Genomic DNA, 19,648 nt, shown 5'->3' with positions numbered 1-19,648 from the left:
TTCTGTTCTTTAAGAGCCCGATTCAGCTCACGGATGGTTATATTATTAACATCCTGCTCCAGGATAAATTCCTCCCGCTCATCTTCCGGAATTCCCAGCAGGAGAAGAGCCTGGTTGTAGGTCAAATTCGCCCACGTCGGCGAATTTGACCTGCCTTCCCCCGCGCCGTCGGGGAATAGTTTATCTCCATATTCTTTATAAAGCTGCATCAGCTTGTTGGCTTTGCGCTGAGAATAGCTCACCGATTCCACCAGCCATTTTCCCCATTCTCCATGGGGGAGCAAATCCTTGGCCTCCTTCAGGCGCTTGCCGATCTCCAGGGCATTGGTAAGCATAATTTTACAAGTCTCTTGTTTGATCCTATTAATCTCAGCCGCGATGGCCAGGGGAGTACGTTCAGTGCTGGGTTCATTCATTTTGATTCCCGCCTTTTAATAGCTTTTAGGACAGCATACGCAGACGGGTTTCGAATGGTGAAAGCTTGGCTATGAACCCGGCAAATCACCTTCCAAAATTGGAAATCTGGTGACAATTCCGGCTAAGATCATGTCCGAAGCAGGCAACGTCAGCTGGTTGGGACATTCATTATATTTCAGGGGTAACCTCCAGTGATACAAGTTCATAGTATATAGGGACATGCCGGAACAGCCGGTTTGTCAAAAGCTTAGAAAGGAGCAAGCAAATGTCAATCATCGCTGAAGCTTTGAATTCGGCACTGATAGCAATTTACCAAAACAACTGCCGGCCAAGTCTGGCTTGGCCGGCAATTCCGGTTTCTTGAGCAATCCCTCCGCTCATCATAATTAACCTTTTTTCCACTATGATAACACCAATCATTCCGCAGACAATACTAGCCAGGATACTGGCAATGACTGCATTTTGCAGAAACTGATATTCCAATAGTGCGTTCATCATGCTAATTGCCCTCCCTATGCTCTTTCATCAACCGGTGAGGAACTCCATGAGCAATAAGATCAACGGGACACCATAGAGACTATTGACAATGCTTTCACTACTCGCTTGATCGGATCTCGTAAATTTATGCAAAGGCGTTAAGTCCTGGTTTTAATTTCCCCATTAGCACGACCTCTCGTGTTGTTATGGGAAAGCTAATATTTAATCCGCTAAACTGCGGTACATATCCTACCAAGCCTTTATTCTTGCCAAAAGCTTGGCCATAGATCTGAATTGTTCCAGGGAGTCAGCTTCTTGGGTTTCTCTTACTTCCAAGTTGAATTATAGACATTTTAGGCACCGCCATGCCAACAGTTTGCAGTGGCAATAAAATCTCTGCCGCATTCATTGAGAGTTAGTTTAATGATGATGACTCCTACACTCTTCCTTAATTATGCTCAACAACCTATTTTCGGATAATTCAAGTGCATCCTTTACTGAATGTCCAGCTCCAAAATATCTCGTTACTTGAGCATCAGCAAGTATATTAAATGCCGTTTGATTAATATTTCCTGTAATCACAGCTTCACAGTTATACTCTAATACTTTTCGTGCAAGATTTTCTTCAGGTGAAGTTCCTGATAATTCTTCCGTTTTTATAATAGTCACAGTTAAATCATTCATATTAACAATTAACATGTACAAGCATAGTTCAAATTTCTCCGATACTTGACTCTCTAAACTTTCACCATCTGCCGCAACTGCAATATTCACTGTTATCCCTCCATTTTTCTTCTAAATAGTTTTTATTTTTTCAACAATGACTTGTTCTTTTTCCTTCATGCCAGAAACGATCTGGTGTGCTTGTTCTTGAGTGTCGGTTAGTTTTCCAAACATTTCAATGGTCTGGTATGTTTCTGCGAGGGTTTGAGGGTTAATCGTGACAACGGGAATTTTCAGATTGCGGATTGCTTCTATGTCCTTTTGATTATCCATTAAACCCATAACAATAAGGTCAGGCTCTAATTCTAAAATCTGTTCGGAATTCGGACGTATGCCGTCCTCAAAGACATATTCCACCTCTTTCTGAACGCCCACAGGATAATTATCCCATTTTGTGACACTGACTACGGTGTCTCCTGATCCCAAAGCAAAGAGGGTTTCCGTGGCAGAAGGAACCAGAGAAATAATACGTTTCGGTTGTGCGGCAAGGGTCACACTGCCTCCCGAATCATCGTTGATAGTTAGAGGATACGTTGTTAGTGTGGTTGGAGTCTCGCCGGCGGGCATATTTGCTTTTGGTGTTGTACTTCCACAACCAGTGAGGAAGAGGGTGAAGCAAAGGATTAGAGCCATTAATGTGAGACTCTCTTTCTTTGACATAAGTTAACTTCCTTCCTTTTGATCATCAGAAAAAAACATAAAAACCCTTCATAAAATGAAGGGTGGATTAAAATGATTACTGCCACCCATTCATCGTGAGTAAAGCATATGAGCAATCAGGTCTCCTGGCTTAGGTTCCTCGTTTAGTGCCTCCTTCCCAAGTTTCCTCAGTGGATATGGCACAAACTCCCCCTTACAGTGGCGGGACCGCGCCGGATTTGAACCGGCTTCCCTGCTGGGATTTTTCAACTCAGAAAAATCCCTTGCTCATTAATTAATTTAAAATCAAACTATCACATAAGCAATATATAGTCAAATTAGCGACCAACAAAGGTTTCCCCCTTTTTTTCTAAGCTTGATCCAATCGTAAAACTCCCACCGAAGTCTTGATGTTCAACTTAAGTTGAACAAGTTCACTGACTTCTTATAGATTGGCAAGATAAATATTGAATCAACTAGTCTTTCTACCCCCTGCCTGACATAGTCATATCAGGGATGGGGGTGGGCAAATGTATTCCAATGTCTACCAATTATTTGTTTTAACCTTTATAATTCATCTAATAGATACCTTTGCTTACTCTGTACGGCTTAATGCTGTTAAAAGCAGGCAATTCGCCTTATCGACGACACTTTTTAACTTATTCTATTTAATCTCTCTTACCGCGCATACATTACAAGCTCCTTTGATTGGAAGTTTGATGGATAGTGCCATTAGTCAAAGTGTTAACCCTCTTCCCTCCCTACGCAATATCATTTGGGTCGCGACGGTAGGAACCTTTTTCGGTATAGTATTAACTCCGACCTTTTTGCACGTCTTTTCCCGAGCTGTAAAAAGTCTTGAACAGTCAGGATCTGTACCATCTGTTGTCATGGACGCTTTAAAATTTCGCAACATCCATAAATTTAAGGAGAATATCACTTTGCCTTCCAAAAAGATGGTCAAGGGACTGCCGTTTAAGAGAATACCTAGCGAGTTGTTAGCTCTCAATGCTCTCGTAACTGGAGTCTACACAATCGGTGTTATGTCAGCCTATTATGCCGCTTTACTTGTTGATACTCAGCATCGCCTAGCGGCTTCAGCTTCGGCAGGAATAATTAACACTGCCGCAAATATTATTTTTATGCTCTTTATTGACCCCAAATCTTCTATCATTACTGATCAGGCGCTAAAAGGGAATCGTCCCTATGAAGATGTCAAAGCCCTTGTCGTTATGTTGATGAGCGCCAAGCTAATAGGAACTGCACTGGGACAATTGCTACTTATCCCAGTGGCTCATGTCATCGTAAATGTTTATAAGTGACAATTGAATATAATACAGGGTAAATATTTTAATTACTACGAAACTTTTATACAATAACTCATTTTTCGAAATGACTTACTATTTCAACCATTGGTTGAAATAATGATTAGCTTATTATTTTCCACCATCTTAATGCAAGTATCGACTGGTCTATTTTAGGCATGTGAAGCAAAAAAGCAGGTCGACTCCTTGCTTCGGAGAGTCGACCTGCGCTACAAACTGGAATTTATCAATCCATTATGCTTATAATCTCTTAGATTAGGTTTATATCAGCTCCACAGTAATATCTTCACGTCTTTTTTCATGAAACTCCATACGCCACTCCACATCGTCCACCGGCTCAAAGTGCAGTGCGGAGCAGGCTGCATTGAGCTTGCCTTGGCCGCTGCCGCCGAAAATGATGGCAGTCGGAGCATCTGCGCCACCAATGATGCCGATGCAAATGCTGCCCGATGCCTGGGGCTCGTTGGGATTGGTGCGCTTTTGCCGAGGTTGGTCGGAAGGAAGGCAATCAGTGACTGTGAATGCACCATCAGGCAGATCCGGCGCGAGAGTATAGCTCATCACAGTATAGTGCGTCGGAAACTCCTGATCTTGGCTGTCAAAAAGCTCACGGGACATTTCCTGCTGCTCATACTCCTGCACGGTCAACGTATGCTGTGCGCCGGTGGTCGGGTGTATAAACTCAATGCTCTCACCGGGCGCCGGTACATGGAAGTGCGGTCCCGACATAGTGACAGGCTCCTGCATCAGGGTTACGCTGAGCGTCGTAATCTGCGGTTTGCGTTTCTTCGTCCAAGGAACAGCAGATCGCCAGATTACCCAGCCATAGGCAGGATCAAGGCCATAATGCTGGGTCACGCTCTTGGCCTCAAGGCCGTTGCCCTCTGGGAAGCAGGGATTCCATGACAAGCCGCAACCATGAGCGCCTGAAAGAACAGTTCCGTTCAACACAACTTTCGGATTTATATTGAAGGCCAGGGGATTTTCTGCGTGGATCTGCATCCGCTGTTCATCGGTAAAGTCGGTTCCTTCGTTCTCAATAGAGAGATTCCACTTGTCCATATAGGAACGGATGCGCTCAACTGGAATCTGTAGGCAAAAGTCCACGACCAAGCCTTTAGTGCAGGTGTAAATCGCTGGAATATGCCAGACTTCATCGTCCCAGACAAACTGCCTATCGAGAGAAATTTCCTTGCCGGCTCTTTGACCTCCATGATGCCCCCAAAAGTTGCCGTCAAAGTAAACCTTCCATTCGGGTATCTTCGGCTCGACAGGAACCCACTCATAGTAATCTTCCGTATATTTGAGGCGACTGTAATCAAACTCGGCCTGCAGCTCTTTGATATAAGCAAAGGGCTGCTCCCTAGGCGCGAGCAACATCTTCTCCCGAATGACATCCAGCACGGCCTGCTGTTCCCCGGTGAGAGGATTGTCCTGCAGGAAGGCGTCAAACTGCGCCTGATCCCAACAGTATACCTGCTCCAGTGCCGCAGCATCGCCGCAAGCCAGCAGGAGCCGCAGAAAGTCCCTAAAATCTCTCGCCACCGGATGCACATAGTTTCCCTGTGTATTCATCGGGCTGACGGCAAACACCATCTCGCCAAAGCCACGCACGAAGCAATAGTGGATACCATCCACACCGGCCCAGCCGATCACTTTCGCACCCTTGGGCGTGCAGAAGTAGTTGCTTTCGCTCTCGCTACGCTCCAAGCCAAGGCGGGAGCCGTCAATATTCAGTTTTAGATATCTTTGATAAGTGGTTGCCATCATGACCTCACATTCTATGTATTCGCTGACTAATCAGGATTTATCGCAATGTAGGACAAAATAACTACAAGACATTTTTACAACAATTCTCCCACGGAAGCGTGGCTATGCATCTTGATTAAGGGGTTTGCAATTCCTAGAATTACTCTCACCTAGAATTCAATAATTTGCCTAAATATTCCTTCTTTCATCTCCTATAGTATCCATATTTTTTTACTCAGGCAAAAATCGCAGGTGGTTTCACTTATGGTATCTATGATAAAGACCACCGACATATGGATCGGTGGTCCTATTTTGTTATTTCTTTCGTGCTCTAATCACTAAAAAATTAGGTTTATGTAAGTCTTTTGCAGAGGAAGGATCTCTTTCAAGAATTTCCGTTGTAGGAACGGGCTCCAGCATTTTTTCAATAGTAAAGCCAGCATCGATTATTTGATAAATCGCACGGATGTAGAGAAGCCCTATCCTCGCGAGAAATTGAGATAGAAAGTTTGTTATTTGAAGTTGACCGTTATTAACAATCGTATTATAATTTAGGTGAACGAACGTACACTCAGAAAGGGGTATTGAAATGCCTATCCCCAAATCAAGTCAAAACAAAGAACGTCGGCAAAAATTTTTGGAATGTGCTATTGATCTATTTATTGATAAAGGATATTTTAATACTTCTGTCCGCGAAATAATTATTAAATCCGGTTTTGGAACTGGTACCTTTTATAATTACTTTATTGATAAGGAGGATATTTTAAAAACGCTTCTGGAAGAATTCGCGGATCAAATTATTTCAGGCCATAGCACCTATTACACAACCGAAAAAGATTTGTACAAAAGATTTGTAGAAACAAAACGTGTGACCATGGAAATCTTCGCCCAGAACGAGAAGTTGTCAGAAATATATAGTCGAGTAGCTGGCACAAGCGAAGCCATTGACAAATGCCTTAAGCAGTTTGAGGATAAATTAATTGGGTTTTATATTAGGAATATTGAGTATGGCATTAATAAGGGTGCTTTTAATAACGTTTCGGTCCCGACCGTCGCCTACGCCATACTGGCAGTGGAAAAATTCCTGTTGTACAAATGGATAGTATTAAAGGATATAACTAACGAAGAAATGGTAGAAATGGTTGTATCTTTCCACGAAACCCTGGCTAAGGGTTTAGTCAACAATAAGTAGTTATTCTAAAGGGGCTTTTGTTATCAGTGTTTCAACAACAGCCATTTTTGTTTAATGAAGAAGTGAACGTCCGTCCGTACGTTCGCTATTTAACTTACCTGAAAAGAGAGGGGTTATATAATGAGGTTGACTCCAGCAGGTGAACTTACAAGGCGGATTACTGCATTGCAAAAACTGTTGCAGCAAAAAGGCGTTGACGGTGCGTTGATCGTGGATAGCGTGGATATGTTTTATTTTGCGGGCATCGCTCATCGTGCCTACCTGTTTATTCCTGCGGAGGGCAAGCCCTTGTTGATGGTGAAAAGAAGCTTTACCCGTGCCCAAGGAGAATCGGCGTTGGCAGATATCATTCCCTTGGCTAATGTGAAAGACTTGACTAAAATGCTAAATGAGTATGGATATAACAACATAACTACCTTGGGTCTTGAGCTGGACGTATTGCCTGCGGCGCTGTACCTGCTTATTCAAAAGCTATTTGAGGGTGCTCAGATTGTAGATGTCAGTGGATTAATTCGTTCTGTGCGCATGGTTAAATCATCCTTTGAGCTGGAGGTGCTCCGGGACGCCGCCCAACTTAATTACACTCTATTTTCCCGGGTCAAGGACTATTTAAAAGAGGGTATTACTGAATTGGAACTGGCGGGTCAGCTGGAGATGGTGTATCGCCTGGCAGGACACTCGGGCAGAGTAAAAATGCGGGGATTTGACCAGGAAGTTTATTATGGCCACGTATTGTCCGGCATTAATGGGGCCATACCTAGTTGTATGGAAAGTCCTACCGGTGGACTGGGAGTGAGCATTTCCTTCCCCCAGGGAGCAGGCTATAAAAAAATAGCCCGCAATGAGCCAGTTATGATTGATTTTGTAGGGGTTAAAGACGGTTATTTGGCAGACCAGACCCGGATATATTGTATCGGTCAACTGCCGGATAAACTTGTACATGCTCATGAGACAGCTTTACTCATTCAAGAGGCCGTTAAGCAGATGGCTGTGCCGGGGGCGTTGTGCGAGGACATTTACTGGCATGCGATGAATATGGCGGCCGAATCCGGATACGGAGAGCATTTTATGGGCTATTCCGAGCCCGTGGCTTTTATTGGACATGGCATAGGTATAGAACTCAATGAATGGCCGGTGTTGGCCCCAGGTTTTAAAACCCCACTGGAGAAGAACATGGTCATAGCCATAGAGCCAAAATTTATTTTCCCGGAAGGTGCTGTGGGAATAGAAAACACGTTTCTTGTGGGGGAAAAAGGACTGGAAACGTTGACGTTGTTTAATGAAACTATAATTTATATTAAGTGAGGCTTTTGTTCTTGGGAGGTTAAAACAATGGCCCTTATTTTTAATGCAGGAGTGAACGTGCGTACGTTCATCTTCGACTGATGATTGACCGCTTTCAATGCAATCGGTTAAATTTGCTCCCAGCCGAATCTATCGCTAAACAGATAAGCTTGTAATGGCAAATGGAGGTAACCCTATGTTTAAATCAGGCGTTGGATTCCATTGCAATGTTAACAATTGTGAGCGTACTTTGGAATTCTATACCGAGAAACTTGGCTTTAAGGTGCTGTTTAAAGATGAGTACAAGGGACAGGCAATGGTGACCACAAACGACGAGGATTACTATATCGGGTTCGCTGAAACTCATTCAATTGTCCCTTCTTCGACGTGCATTTCTTTCGAAGTAGAGGACATCGAGCAAGTGGTTTATACACTACGACAAAAGGATGTCGAGTTCCAAGGTGATATTTTTGAGATTCCTGGCGTGGTCAAACTGGCCACGTTCAGCGACCCCGACGGATATAAACTGATGCTTTCGGAGAGAATCGTGATAAATAACAAAAGCAAAGGCTAGGACCTCTATTCCAATTTCTTCTCGTCAACAATAGTACCAATTTTTTTAATAATACCTGTTAAACATTTGAAATTAAGCACTTCAAAACGCAAACCCGTTAGGCACAAGAGGGTCCTCTTATTTGCTGAGATATTAATTACTTGTAATAATTCGCCTTGGAAATTAACTTCCATTATCCCACTCAACTGCTTCAAACCTATGCTTTTGGATACTTCCAATTATTGGACTAACTGGAATATGGATTTTCAGCTAATAGCGGAATCCTGCGCCAAATGAGAAATAATACGGCATATTAGTGCAACTTCTTATGCTATTAATCTCCGTTAAATTATGTATGAGATAATTTTGGAAACATGAATTGATTGCTTTTAATAAATTGCAGATCTTTTCCCATTGCAAACAGAGTGTCCTCGCCTTCAAGCAATATTGTTTCATAAGAAAAAGTATCTTGAGGGGTAAAGAAAAGAACTATTTTTTTTACGCTCTCATTTGATAATGGTTTCAGTATTCTGTTTAAAGAAATACTTTCAGTGCAAAAAACATCCATTACTTCCATTGTGTTTTCCGTAAAATCTGCAATTACAACGGCATCATAATTTTCTAAATAGTAAACGTTATGTTTCATAAATGAGGTGCAATAAAACATAATCAGTTCTGCATTAGTGCACATAGAAACTATAGAAATTGGGACGGCGTGCATTACCTTATCAATTACGAACCTTCTATTGTTCTCATCAGACATATTTAACTTTTTGACAGAAACATCAGCATATGTATGAATTGAGTCTGCCTTTTTTACACATTGATATTGCTTTAATTCTTTAAATCCGAACTTAGGATAAAAATTTAACACGGAGTTATTCGCAAACAAGTATATCAAATCGCATTTGTCCCGATAATCCCCAATCGCTTTTTCTGTCAGCACACGCGATAAGCCTTGCTCTCTGTAATCAGCATTGGTCATCACGGTTCCCAGTTGAATATACCGCTTTTCTTCTCCATAGACTCTAAAATTCATTATATTAACGGACACATTTGAAACAATCTTATCTCCATCTAGCAACGAGTATGGTATATACTGATTTTTCCAATATCCGTCTTGGTACCACTGTTCAAAATCGAATCCAAATATTTTTTGTGTTAAATCATTTAAACTCTTTCTGAGTTCGTTACTTTTCCCGTATCCAATAGCAAGTTGATACTCTTTCCCGTTGATGTTTATATATTCCATGTGAATGCTCCCCCAACGTGAATATAAATGATCTTTACTGCGCTATATTCTACGAATGTGCTTTAAACCTGAGGTTTATATAATTTCCAATTATTGGCCTTAGGGGTATATGGATAATGTGAATTTGCCTAACATATTATTCGAATTTAATCTTTTCAATTTCAAATATACTGTATAATATATTGTTAATAATCTGAATTCCTTCTCTTAACAGCTCTTGATCTAATGCACTAATTTCATGTGCAGCTCTATTTCCAATCATTCGAATTTTTTGTAATATGTTTGACTGAGAATCGGATATGATACTGCTTGCCCTCAAATTGTCAATTTTATCAGCCAAGTTCTTACCATTAATTGCTTTCTCATCGCATATCGCCTCAACGGTTATTCTCAAACCGATAGAACATAATAAATACATTTGTTGTATATATGCTACGTATACTTCTGTAAGTATATAGCTTACGGTATTCGGGATATTCGTCAATTTTGGTAATTCCAAATCATCCATTCTTTGCAATGGGTCCGGATGTAGCTGATAAATCACTTTTTGTTCATTGTCGTTATTAATATATTTAACTTCTCGTAAAAATGAAATTGTATCGCACCCATCACATTTTACAATGAAGTGAGTACAAATATTTGTAGCACTATGTTTTTGAATATATTCTAGGGCTATTCCATCATTCTCTAAAACACTATGATTTGTTTTGCACCTGCAACGGTTGCAAAAAGTTTTTTCAGATATCCTAATCAATTTAATCCTCCTTGAAATTGTAATACTATTTTCTAAAAAGCCCCCGTGTTTCTTGAAAATAACATCGAGCTTTATGAGGACCGAGGAACACGTGATATACATTATGACAATACTTATTGAACTTCCTATTATTAGCCTAACCTGAATTTGAATAGCGGGAAGTTTTTATTTCATGAAGATACAGTATAAACATTAGCAGAGTTAATCTCGCTTTTATCGTTATTGGTATTCTTTTATTTGATTACTTTGACCCTACACGAAATAACTCTTCTAACGCTTTCGGCTTCTGTTACAGAATCATATTCTTTCTGTTCCTTCAACGAGTAGCTTGTAATATAATCAACAGTTTTTAACCTTTCAGCTAATTTCTGATTCTCTGGTGTATTTGCAAGCTCAACAACATGCTGTTTGCTTCTGTCAAGAAAATCCGAATACCATTTCTCTAGTTCAGCAAAACAGGAATGCATAGCATCGGCGTCTAATAGCTCCAGATGCTCCAGCATCAAGTTTTGCTTACCAGATTCATCGAGACATCCCCAAGCTGCATTGAAGATCTCCAAGTTGATGGTTAAGCCCATTGCCTGCAAATTAGCTGCAATTCTGTTGGTCATATACTTAGTGCTATAAGTATCAAGAAGTGTTTGAGTTGTTTCTGCTTCAATCCTATCGCTGAACAGCAGATTCTCCAAGAGTTTAGAATCCATCTGAATATTGTCACTCGCGGCAATGTAATCAGCCTGATTTTGCAAAATAAACTCTACACATAAATCTGGGAATGACTGTTTAATCTCTTCATAACGGGCTACTGTGAATTCAAAATACTTGCAGCCAATCATAATAGATACTCTGCTCACGGCAACAGAGTTCAAGGCAATCTCAAAGTTATCCATCCTAACACATGGCAACAGGATTTCAAATGCTCCATCAGCAATCTCTATAGCAATGAACCCTCGAATGAAATCATCACCGATACATTGACTGTCAGCACTTACTAAATCTTCAGTATGGTTTTCAATATAAGTTAGCAAGTCCTGAGTGAATTTGAAGACTGACCAGTATCTATTTACATTTTCCCATGTAGGAAGAATCTTATTGTTTTTCAGCAATGTATCCCATATGCCTTTTACAGCAGTTTTCTTTTCAGTTATCTGGTCATTACAACAGCATGTGATATCGCCCATGCAAAATTCTACATGCTCAATTATCCTGACACACAGCATTTGGTTATCAATGCTTCGCTCTAATAAATCAACAATCTGCTCCTCTTCATCAAAGACGTGTTCTTCAGTCAATACAATTGTCTCAATATACTGCGAAAGATTTTCTCTTACATATTCAATTAGATGGGCATAGCCAAGCTTGATAATCGTCGTATAATTTTTAGATTTCAAATCAGGGACAAGGGCTTTGTTTTTGTATTCCACAACATGCTGAATCATAAACTGGTTCAGTTCATAGCAATTATTATCGAATATATAATCCAGCACATCTTCTGGCACGTTTTCGATGGAAACCCTTCTGAACTTCACATGAATGTCCTCAATTACAGCAATAACTTTATTACTTCCTACAGAAGTCAACTGTTGAAGGATATCTTCGTTCTGCTCTATGAAGCCACTCATTTCATTATTAGCATTCATCGCAACGATTGCTTCAATGTCTGCATTTGAAATCACCAGAGCGAGGTAATGGATTTTTCTTTCGTAGGTTAACACTGCATTTTCTGCTACATACCCCCACATATTAGGCCAAATAGAAGCGAGCAATTTGATGAAATAACTTTGATGCTCTGTCAAATCCACGAATTCATCAATAAACTTCCAACTCTGCTCATCCTCATCAGCCAACTGCTTCATGAAGGCATTTAGCTTTTCACTATGGTCATCGGAAGATAGTATACATTCCAGAAGATCAAAATTATAAATTGCTTTTTGCCTAAACTCATATATTTGCAGTCTTTGAGCAACCATAGGAATTTTGGTCAGACTATAGATAAAAGGCTGTGATTCCATGTTTTTCACTGCAAGGATGAAATTCATATCTTCTTTGGTAATACTGTTACCCTTAAAGTAGTTGATATAGTTCGCATACTTCTCATCTATATATCCTCTACGGAGCAGGAACACCAGCAGCTTGTTTTCTCTTACCTCACTAGACAGCACTTCTTCGACATCAAATTGCTCAACGAGTCGTATAAGTGACCAGCCAGAAATATTGTGAATTTGTATTTTAAACTGCTCAACTATTCCCTGTTCTTCTGCAATGCGGCTTTCTTCAATCAACTTAATTCTTTTTTCTCGTTCAAAGTAAGATGCACATACCTCTGAAAGTCTGTCACAGGAGAACGACTGCCCTCCATTTCCATTCCAATCATAATAATAACCGGTGCATCGGTCCGAATTGCTCCATTTTGATAAATTGAAATTGTTTTGAATGATTTCACTTGCACGAGCAGTACCGCTATTAATGATTTGATAGGCCATACCCCTCCAGTTAGTTATCTCGCACAATAACACACTTTTCAATTCTTTGATATTTTTAAGTGCTTCAGACTGTATTCCTTCCAACACTTCTGTTGATTTGTCTATTTCGCTCTGGATTGCGGTTTGCTTCAGTCTCAAACATTTTTGCTTATCAATAAACGCCTGCTTAATAATTCCTCGCTCCATCTGAATATCTGCAAAGTCACAAGGATAGAGATTTTTGAATATAATCAGGGCCATCATGGGCTCATCGTACAACTTCAAGCCCTGCCCTGTACGAAGAGTTTTCTTATAAACAATGAATTCATTATAAATATTTTGGAGGATTCTCATATCCGATATATATGGAGAAACATCCAATACAAAGCTCTGGGAGATTTCATGTGTTATATCTATTTCTTGTGAATCATCAAGCTTTTCTAAAAGAATCTCTCCAGAATTTGTTGAGTTGATGATTGGTATTACGGGTACAATGAAATCAAAAAACTTTGTTCTGTCCGTGGCAGAAAAAATATCATCTTTAACAGCATACACAAATACAATCGGTTCTTTAATAACATTATAGTTATTTAATAGTGTATTCAATTCACGAAGATGAACAAATATCGAAGAGTCTTCCAAACGGTCAAGGTCCTCAAAGAATACAAGCCGATATTTTGTTTCTTCAAAAAAATAGACAATTTCATCCATATTCTTATCAAAAACAGTTTCATTTGAGTCTTCTTCACTTTTCACAGTAGCATCTACTGGGAGTTTTATCTCTTTTACTTTGAAATGAGATAAAATCGAGCGATACATAACAGCAGCAACTGCAAGTATTCCTAAAACCAAAACTCCGAACAATAGCAATGATGCTACAGATGGCAATTTAATAGAAGAACCAGCTGTTATTATTTTATCTATAGAAGAATTAAATACCTCAGGGAAGAAAATGTATTCCATCAAAGAGATTATGGTGCTTAATCCAATCAAATATCCCCAGATGTGTTTCCATCGAATTTTATGGAGCTTTCTATATCTACTTTGCGGTATCTTTTTATAGTCCACTTTATAAAAAAGCTGCTTAAGAATCCCAAGCTCAATTTCGTTCTGTCCAATGTCAACCTTTTTGGGAGTTTCATCTTCATTCACAGCGTTCTCTCCAAAAGTAGCCATCGATATACGGAGAGACTTTTCTTTTTCCGACGGATGCTGCTTTAAATAAGTCTCAATGATACTGCTTTTACCTGCACCATAAGGACCGGCAAGAGCTATGTTTTTTACTCTTTCGTTGCTTAGTGCCCATTCCAAAGCATTCAGATACTCATCTCCATTTGTGACTTTGTCAATAGGAGCCAAATCTGAATATTCTGTTTTATCTATCTTTTTCTGCCTTTTAAAAGACAACTGAGCCTTTATCTTATTAAGAATGGATTTCATATTTTTCTCTCCACCATTTCAGTTTTCTTATCATTATTCATAGACCGTAAACTAAACTTCCCATTATTGCTATAATCATTCAGTTATATGATCTACCGATTATTAGCCTTATGCACCGTTTGTTTAGCCTCGAAGGCCTCCGCAGAGACTTTCTTTTGATACCATTTAAACATCTTATTAATAATTGATATTATGTTTTTACATCAATAGCCAAAATGTTTAAAATTAATTCAAAAGGTATTGAAGACTCTTGTGGCCCTTCTGCCCCGGCAACCAAAGCATATTTAGGATAGAAAACTACTAGCGCATTTTTGGTAAGATAAAAATTATTGGGGTCATAACTTCGAATATTTTTGTAACCAACACCAGAATAAGCGTCCTCAAAATTATAACCGCTGCCGTAGCCCGATTGTTTGTTATTATTAATTTTAGACATAATTTGTTTTGATACAAAATCATATATTAAATTCATGTATTCATCTTTATTCACCTTAAATATATCCCCAAGGTTCAATTTCTTTCCTGTATTTAAATTGAACGAATCTCCTTCTATGCCAGCCCATCCTACACCACCGGCCCCACCATTGAGGTCTGCTGATATCGAAATGATTTCCCCCAATACAGCCTCAAGCTTGTAGTCAGCACTTCTATACCAATTATCTTTTTTACCTTCTACTTTTCTATTAAATTCTTTTAAACTATCAAGTGGAAGCTCATCATAGAAAAATTTTTCTTTACCAATAAAATATTTATTTATCTCAGGTATTCCGTCGTAATTCCCATCGAGTCGTGGTAACTTTAAATTTAATTCTGCATAACCGTTTACGTCATTGAAATATTTTTGGTTAACGTCAAACGTTGAAAAGTTAACCGTTTTATGGACTGAAATTGACGATACTTCAGAATAACTCGAATTTATATTCCCAGGAGCAGTACTTTGTTTGTCTGTACTACTTGGTGTACTGTTTATCTCATTCGTACTGCCTGGAGCACTCTTTATAACTGAATTATCAGTAATTACAGCTGGATTATTTGAATTAATCTTTGAACCCAATGAGCAACCCGAACTTGCCCCCAGCAAAAGAATTATTATTGCACATAACAAAATCTTTTTCATGAGCCCCCCCTTGTGAAACATTCCTATAAATACCAATATTTCTTTAACCAAACTTTTTACTTTCAATTATAGTCTACAATTATTAAATATTGACCTTTTGCTAATAATTTGTTCCTTATTCAACGTCTCCTCTTATAATAAAGCAAATCCAGCTCGCCAGTTTATGGATTTTGTGAAGTTCAGTTAGCAGGAAATTACTGTAACAAATTAAGAACAATGTTCAGTTTTTACTAATTCAAATGCCCTGACAACCTTCCTCCTCATCATCTGTGCAAATGTATTCTAATATATCACCAGGCTGACAGTTTAGGGTTTTGCAAATTGCATCAAGCGTTGAAAATCTAATTGCTCTTACTTTACCAGTTTTTAGGTTTGATAGGTTTACGTTTGAAATACCAATACTTTCAGCTAACTCATTAAGTTTCATCTTTCTCTCAACTAAAATTCTATCTAATCTAATGATAATTGCCATAGCTAAACACATCCTTATAGCGTTGTGTCAAATTCATTTTGAAGATAAACTCCATATTTGAATATATCTGCTATGACAAGAATTAGCCCCCCGACTAACACTCCACTTAAATGAATGTTTGACAAGTTTAACATGTATACTCTTGTAACAAGTGTAGAAAACAAAATACTAGAAAGAATATCAGCAACAACTGAATAAACAATTATTGAATATGCAAGTTTTTTAAGCCTTTTCACATTATCCATAATGAATGGGGTTAGGTCATTCAAAGTAGACTTAAGAATATCAACTACTTGATATAAGCCAAATAATGTAATAGAAACCTTAATAAGAATTGAGAATAAACTACTTATTATGGCATACTTAGCACTAAACGTAGGAGTATATATAGGTTGCATGATTTTATATGGGATATCAATAAAGAATGAAGAACTATTACTTAAATTATAAGATACACGCCAATTCAAGTTTCCTTTAACTGCCGTAAATCTTTCTGGTGAAGCAATGATTGAAAAAACCACAGCTATCAAGATCCCAATAAAAATAATAACACCGATTAGTAAAATAACTGATGTAAAATTATGAATAGTTCTTGCCCTCTTCTTAATATGTGAATGTCAATGAATTTCTTTACCACTTGACACTGAATTTGTTTACCAGTAGTGACAGTGAAAAAGTTTACCACTTTTGCTGTTTTGACCATGAAATTGTTTACCACTTAGTCCCTAAGTATAGGGAAACCCTGTTCATGCAGGATTCCCCATGCAGTTAATTATCGCTTCCTTGATTTGAGTGTTCGGATCGGTAAGGATGGTCAGAGTTCATGTTCAGAACATGAGACTTAAAGGTCAAACGATCAATTAAGGCGGTTACCATGGTGGTATTTTCAAACATAGTTACCCAATCTGAGAATTTGAGGTTTGTCGATACAATAACGCTTCGTCGTTCGGCTCTGTCTGCTATTACCTTAAATAGCAATTCCGATTGATGACGATTAAAGGTGAGATAGCTCAGCTCATCGATCACTAATAAATCAATTTTGGAAAGCTGTTTCTCTATCCTCATGAGTTTCTTGTATTCCTGAGCTTCAATTAATTCATTGGAAAGGTTAGCTGCTGTGTAGAATTTCACGTTCATACCTTGCATACAAGCTTTTACACCCAGAGCAATACTGAGATGAGTTTTACCGGTGCCAGGGTTTCCAATCATTACAACGTTTTGTCGTTTACTGACAAAGTCACAGCTAGCAAGTTCATATATGAAGGCCTCTGAAAGGTGCTCAAATTGGTTACAATCAAGTTCGTCCATCGTCTTTATGTATGGGAAGTTCGAGGTCTTAATCTTGCGTTTCTGGCTACTTTCCATGCGGGAATCAAGCTCCATTTTCATCAATGCCAGTAGAAATTCTTCATAGCTTTTGTCACTTCCCAGTTGACGAACTACGTTGGCATAATGATTGAAAGTGGGTAACCGCAGCTGTTTCGAATAAAGTTCAATGGCTTGTTCATGAATATCATTCATTGATTAGCCACCCCGTACTTCTCATCATATTTCTTTAAATCAGTTTGGATAATTCCAATCTCATTCTTAAGATATATGACGGAAGACTTTACGGGTTCATTTAAATAAGTTCTTACCATATCGACTGTAGGAACAACTCGACTCGGGATAAGTCGCTTGATGGCTAGGATTCGTTCTTCTCCATAATCCACACATAACCGGAGGAGTTTAACCATCTCTTTGTTTCCGCCGGGTAGTTGACTACCCCAGTGCAACAACTCCTGGGTGAGGGTCTCCTTAACAGGCCTGGCATTGGATACTGAGCGAGGCTTTCTCTCCAGAAGATCAATGTAATGCTCTAAGCGATACTCCGTCTTACCGGAGCCATATTGACGAGAATAGGTTGTAATGACCGTACCTTCATGCAATATACCAATACTATTTGCATAGCCTTTTATCGTAACGTCCTTACGAAGATAGTTCGTAGGAACAGAATAGTTGTTTTTCTCGTAACGAATCGTGGAAAAGTCATCGACCTTGGCTATGGCGGTTTTACTTGTATCAAACCGGTATTTAGGAATAGCATTTAAGAACTTGACCTCTTCTTGGTACATCACATTTACAGGGTTTTGTCGGTGTTCAACCTTGTGCTTCTCCCGATAGTTGATACAATCGCTCCAAAGTTTACGATTCAATTCTTCCATATCAGCAACTCTGGGGACAGGCACCAGGAAATTTCTTCGGGAATACCCGACTAAGTTTTCTACCAGTCCTTTTTCGTTGCCACTAGCCGGATTACAAAAGTCCAAAGAAAATGCGTAATGAGAACTAAATGAAAGATATCTATCTTGAGGCTTTGCATAAATGCCAAATCCTTCTTTTACAGCTACTTTAGCATTATCAAAGATTAAACGCCTTGGCGTGCCACCAAAGAAATCGAACATAAGTTGCTGAGCCTCTAAGAATGATTCCAGGTTGGCAGCTTTGTATACTTGAACAAATATATCGCAGCTGTAGCATAATCTGCCACAGAATGTATACAGCTTGGTCTTATGTCCATCAATATATACTGTAGCTTCACCCCAGTCGATTTGCACTGCTTCTCCGGGGGCATAAGAAAGAGGAACACTGCTCTGTGGTGGAACGGTTCTTTCGGATTTAAGATTTCTAACGGCTCTACGTACCGTGGAATAAGAGCCAGTGAAATCTCTTTCAGAGACTAGTCGATCATAAATCCTCTTAGCTGTGTGCTTTTGCTTTTTTAGATTTTCTTGTTCATCTTCTTTAAAGCAGCTCAGAATAAACGATTTGATGGCATCAGTGATTACATCAGGTTGTCGCTGATAAACTTTTCGAACGTCTGGATGAGTGGATCCTTCACAATACTTTGTAACGGTTGGTCTTGAAATCTTTAAGCTTTTTGCTATAGATCGTATGGATTCTCCATCGATAAAACGGGTACGAATTGCTGAATACATGTCCACTTCAATGATCACACCTTTCATTCCTCCCCGTAGAATATTTGATTATTATTCTACAGGTTTTTATGACAGGTGGTAAACTAATTGACGATCAAAAGGTGCTGAAGTGGTACACTTTTACATTATCATTCACACTTAATATTTATGATATTTTCTTTGCTCATAATATCCCCCTTCCTAAATAAAGTATAGAATATCATATTCGAAAGTCAATAATTATTTAATGATTATCGTTAATTAAAGCCTGATATTAGTCCTTGGCAGTAATGAAATACTTACTTGAAAGACGAGAGGCCACTTTGTAAACCAAGAAGCATTTTTTGTAACCGACAACTGAATATTTGTAAACGAAAAGGCCTTTAAAGGCCAGTTAAAAAAGCTTTAAGAGCCGAAAGGCTCTTTTTCTTATGTCCAAAAGGAAAATAAGCAGCCATTAAGGCTGCTGAATTATTATTTATGATTTGTTTGAATTCCTAAATGTTCTTTTAAGGCTTCCTGAAGAATGGCTGAGAAATTCACATTGTGAGCTTCCGCCTCTTCATTAAGCCATGAGGGAATCGATAGTGTTTTCTTTACAGCCTTTGAACTCTTATGCCGGCGATAGGCTGTCATATCGATATCTATCATTGTCGTAAACTGTCCGTCATCTAAAGGAATATCCCTTGCCCTTGACGGATTTGGGATGACCTCATTTTCGTCTATGAGATAATCTAACCAAGTCGCTAAGGCATCACGTGCCATATAAATAGCGTTTGCAAGATCGTTGCCCTGACTATTGGTTCCGGGCAAATCAGGAAACCGTATAGCATAT

The 19,648-nt window shown here is 39.1% G+C and carries 18 protein-coding genes and 1 riboswitch; of the genes, 4 read left to right on the top strand and 14 right to left on the bottom strand.

Features of this window, described 5'->3' with window-relative positions:
• The 4 genes from BUB11_RS26035 to BUB11_RS26020 form a co-directional block, all read right to left on the bottom strand.
• On the bottom strand, positions 1 to 416 hold a 416-nt coding region (locus BUB11_RS26035), incomplete at its 3' end, for a DUF3102 domain-containing protein (RefSeq protein WP_143187722.1).
• A gap of 310 nt (positions 417 to 726) precedes the next feature.
• The gene (locus BUB11_RS26030; RefSeq protein ID WP_486598921.1) at positions 727 to 915 is read right to left on the bottom strand and encodes a metal ABC transporter permease; all 189 of its coding nucleotides are present in this window, start codon (positions 913 to 915) and stop codon (positions 727 to 729) included.
• Between the two features lie 399 nt (positions 916 to 1,314).
• Entirely contained in the window at positions 1,315 to 1,668 is a 354-nt protein-coding gene (locus BUB11_RS26025; RefSeq protein WP_073033512.1) for a NifB/NifX family molybdenum-iron cluster-binding protein, read from the bottom strand.
• 21 nt (positions 1,669 to 1,689) lie between these two features.
• Complete coding sequence (locus BUB11_RS26020; protein WP_073033510.1) at positions 1,690 to 2,277, bottom strand: helical backbone metal receptor; 588 nt, start codon at positions 2,275 to 2,277, stop codon at positions 1,690 to 1,692.
• A gap of 98 nt (positions 2,278 to 2,375) precedes the next feature.
• Positions 2,376 to 2,559: riboswitch (cobalamin riboswitch) on the bottom strand.
• Positions 2,560 to 2,786: 227 nt separating this feature from the next.
• Between BUB11_RS26020 and BUB11_RS26015 the strand changes: the two genes are divergently transcribed.
• Positions 2,787 to 3,578 carry a lipid II flippase Amj family protein gene (locus tag BUB11_RS26015; protein WP_073033508.1) on the top strand — a complete coding sequence of 264 codons (792 nt, stop codon included), beginning with the start codon at positions 2,787 to 2,789 and terminating at the stop codon, positions 3,576 to 3,578.
• Positions 3,579 to 3,842: 264 nt separating this feature from the next.
• Here BUB11_RS26015 and BUB11_RS26010 read toward each other — a convergent pair whose 3' ends face one another.
• Entirely contained in the window at positions 3,843 to 5,348 is a 1,506-nt protein-coding gene (locus BUB11_RS26010; protein ID WP_073033507.1) for a hypothetical protein, read from the bottom strand.
• A gap of 571 nt (positions 5,349 to 5,919) precedes the next feature.
• On the opposite strand from BUB11_RS26010, the gene BUB11_RS26005 reads away from it, so the two are divergent.
• From BUB11_RS26005 to BUB11_RS25995, 3 genes are all read left to right on the top strand, one after another.
• Positions 5,920 to 6,522 (top strand): TetR/AcrR family transcriptional regulator, encoded by a 603-nt coding sequence (locus BUB11_RS26005; RefSeq protein ID WP_073033505.1) that lies wholly within the window; start codon positions 5,920 to 5,922, stop codon positions 6,520 to 6,522.
• Positions 6,523 to 6,642: 120 nt separating this feature from the next.
• A complete protein-coding gene (locus tag BUB11_RS26000) occupies positions 6,643 to 7,827 on the top strand; it encodes a M24 family metallopeptidase (RefSeq protein ID WP_073033503.1) in 1,185 nt (394 codons plus the stop codon).
• 175 nt (positions 7,828 to 8,002) lie between these two features.
• The gene (locus BUB11_RS25995; protein ID WP_073033501.1) at positions 8,003 to 8,380 is read left to right on the top strand and encodes a VOC family protein; all 378 of its coding nucleotides are present in this window, start codon (positions 8,003 to 8,005) and stop codon (positions 8,378 to 8,380) included.
• A 328-nt stretch (positions 8,381 to 8,708) separates the two neighbouring features.
• Here the strand turns inward: BUB11_RS25995 and BUB11_RS25990 are convergent, their stop codons facing one another.
• The 9 genes from BUB11_RS25990 to BUB11_RS25950 form a co-directional block, all read right to left on the bottom strand.
• Entirely contained in the window at positions 8,709 to 9,611 is a 903-nt protein-coding gene (locus tag BUB11_RS25990) for a GNAT family N-acetyltransferase (protein ID WP_073033499.1), read from the bottom strand.
• 136 nt (positions 9,612 to 9,747) lie between these two features.
• On the bottom strand, positions 9,748 to 10,365 hold the full coding sequence (locus BUB11_RS25985) for a DUF4145 domain-containing protein (protein WP_073033498.1): 618 nt from the start codon (positions 10,363 to 10,365) through the stop codon (positions 9,748 to 9,750).
• A gap of 233 nt (positions 10,366 to 10,598) precedes the next feature.
• Positions 10,599 to 14,267: a YobI family P-loop NTPase gene (locus tag BUB11_RS25980; RefSeq protein ID WP_073033496.1), complete on the bottom strand. Its 3,669-nt coding sequence runs from the start codon at positions 14,265 to 14,267 to the stop codon at positions 10,599 to 10,601.
• Between the two features lie 190 nt (positions 14,268 to 14,457).
• A complete protein-coding gene (locus tag BUB11_RS25975; protein ID WP_073033494.1) occupies positions 14,458 to 15,384 on the bottom strand; it encodes an RsiV family protein in 927 nt (308 codons plus the stop codon).
• Between the two features lie 235 nt (positions 15,385 to 15,619).
• The gene (locus BUB11_RS25970; protein WP_073033492.1) at positions 15,620 to 15,856 is read right to left on the bottom strand and encodes a helix-turn-helix domain-containing protein; all 237 of its coding nucleotides are present in this window, start codon (positions 15,854 to 15,856) and stop codon (positions 15,620 to 15,622) included.
• Positions 15,857 to 15,870: 14 nt separating this feature from the next.
• Positions 15,871 to 16,377, bottom strand: coding sequence for a DUF2975 domain-containing protein (locus BUB11_RS25965; RefSeq protein WP_073033490.1), 507 nt, complete (start codon positions 16,375 to 16,377; stop codon positions 15,871 to 15,873).
• Between the two features lie 247 nt (positions 16,378 to 16,624).
• Positions 16,625 to 17,377, bottom strand: a complete 753-nt coding sequence (gene istB, locus BUB11_RS25960) for an IS21-like element helper ATPase IstB (protein ID WP_073033488.1) — start codon at positions 17,375 to 17,377, stop codon at positions 16,625 to 16,627.
• A complete protein-coding gene (istA, locus tag BUB11_RS25955) occupies positions 17,374 to 18,852 on the bottom strand; it encodes an IS21 family transposase (RefSeq protein ID WP_073033486.1) in 1,479 nt (492 codons plus the stop codon). The genes istB and istA overlap by 4 nt, the downstream gene beginning before the upstream one ends.
• A 435-nt stretch (positions 18,853 to 19,287) precedes the next feature.
• A partial coding sequence (locus tag BUB11_RS25950; protein WP_073030747.1) for a type II toxin-antitoxin system HicB family antitoxin occupies positions 19,288 to 19,648 on the bottom strand: 361 nt, incomplete at its 5' end.

The sequence above is a fragment of the Desulfosporosinus lacus DSM 15449 genome (assembly GCF_900129935.1).
GTDB lineage: Bacteria > Bacillota > Desulfitobacteriia > Desulfitobacteriales > Desulfitobacteriaceae > Desulfosporosinus > Desulfosporosinus lacus.
This window is presented reverse-complemented; position numbering and strand designations above follow the sequence as displayed.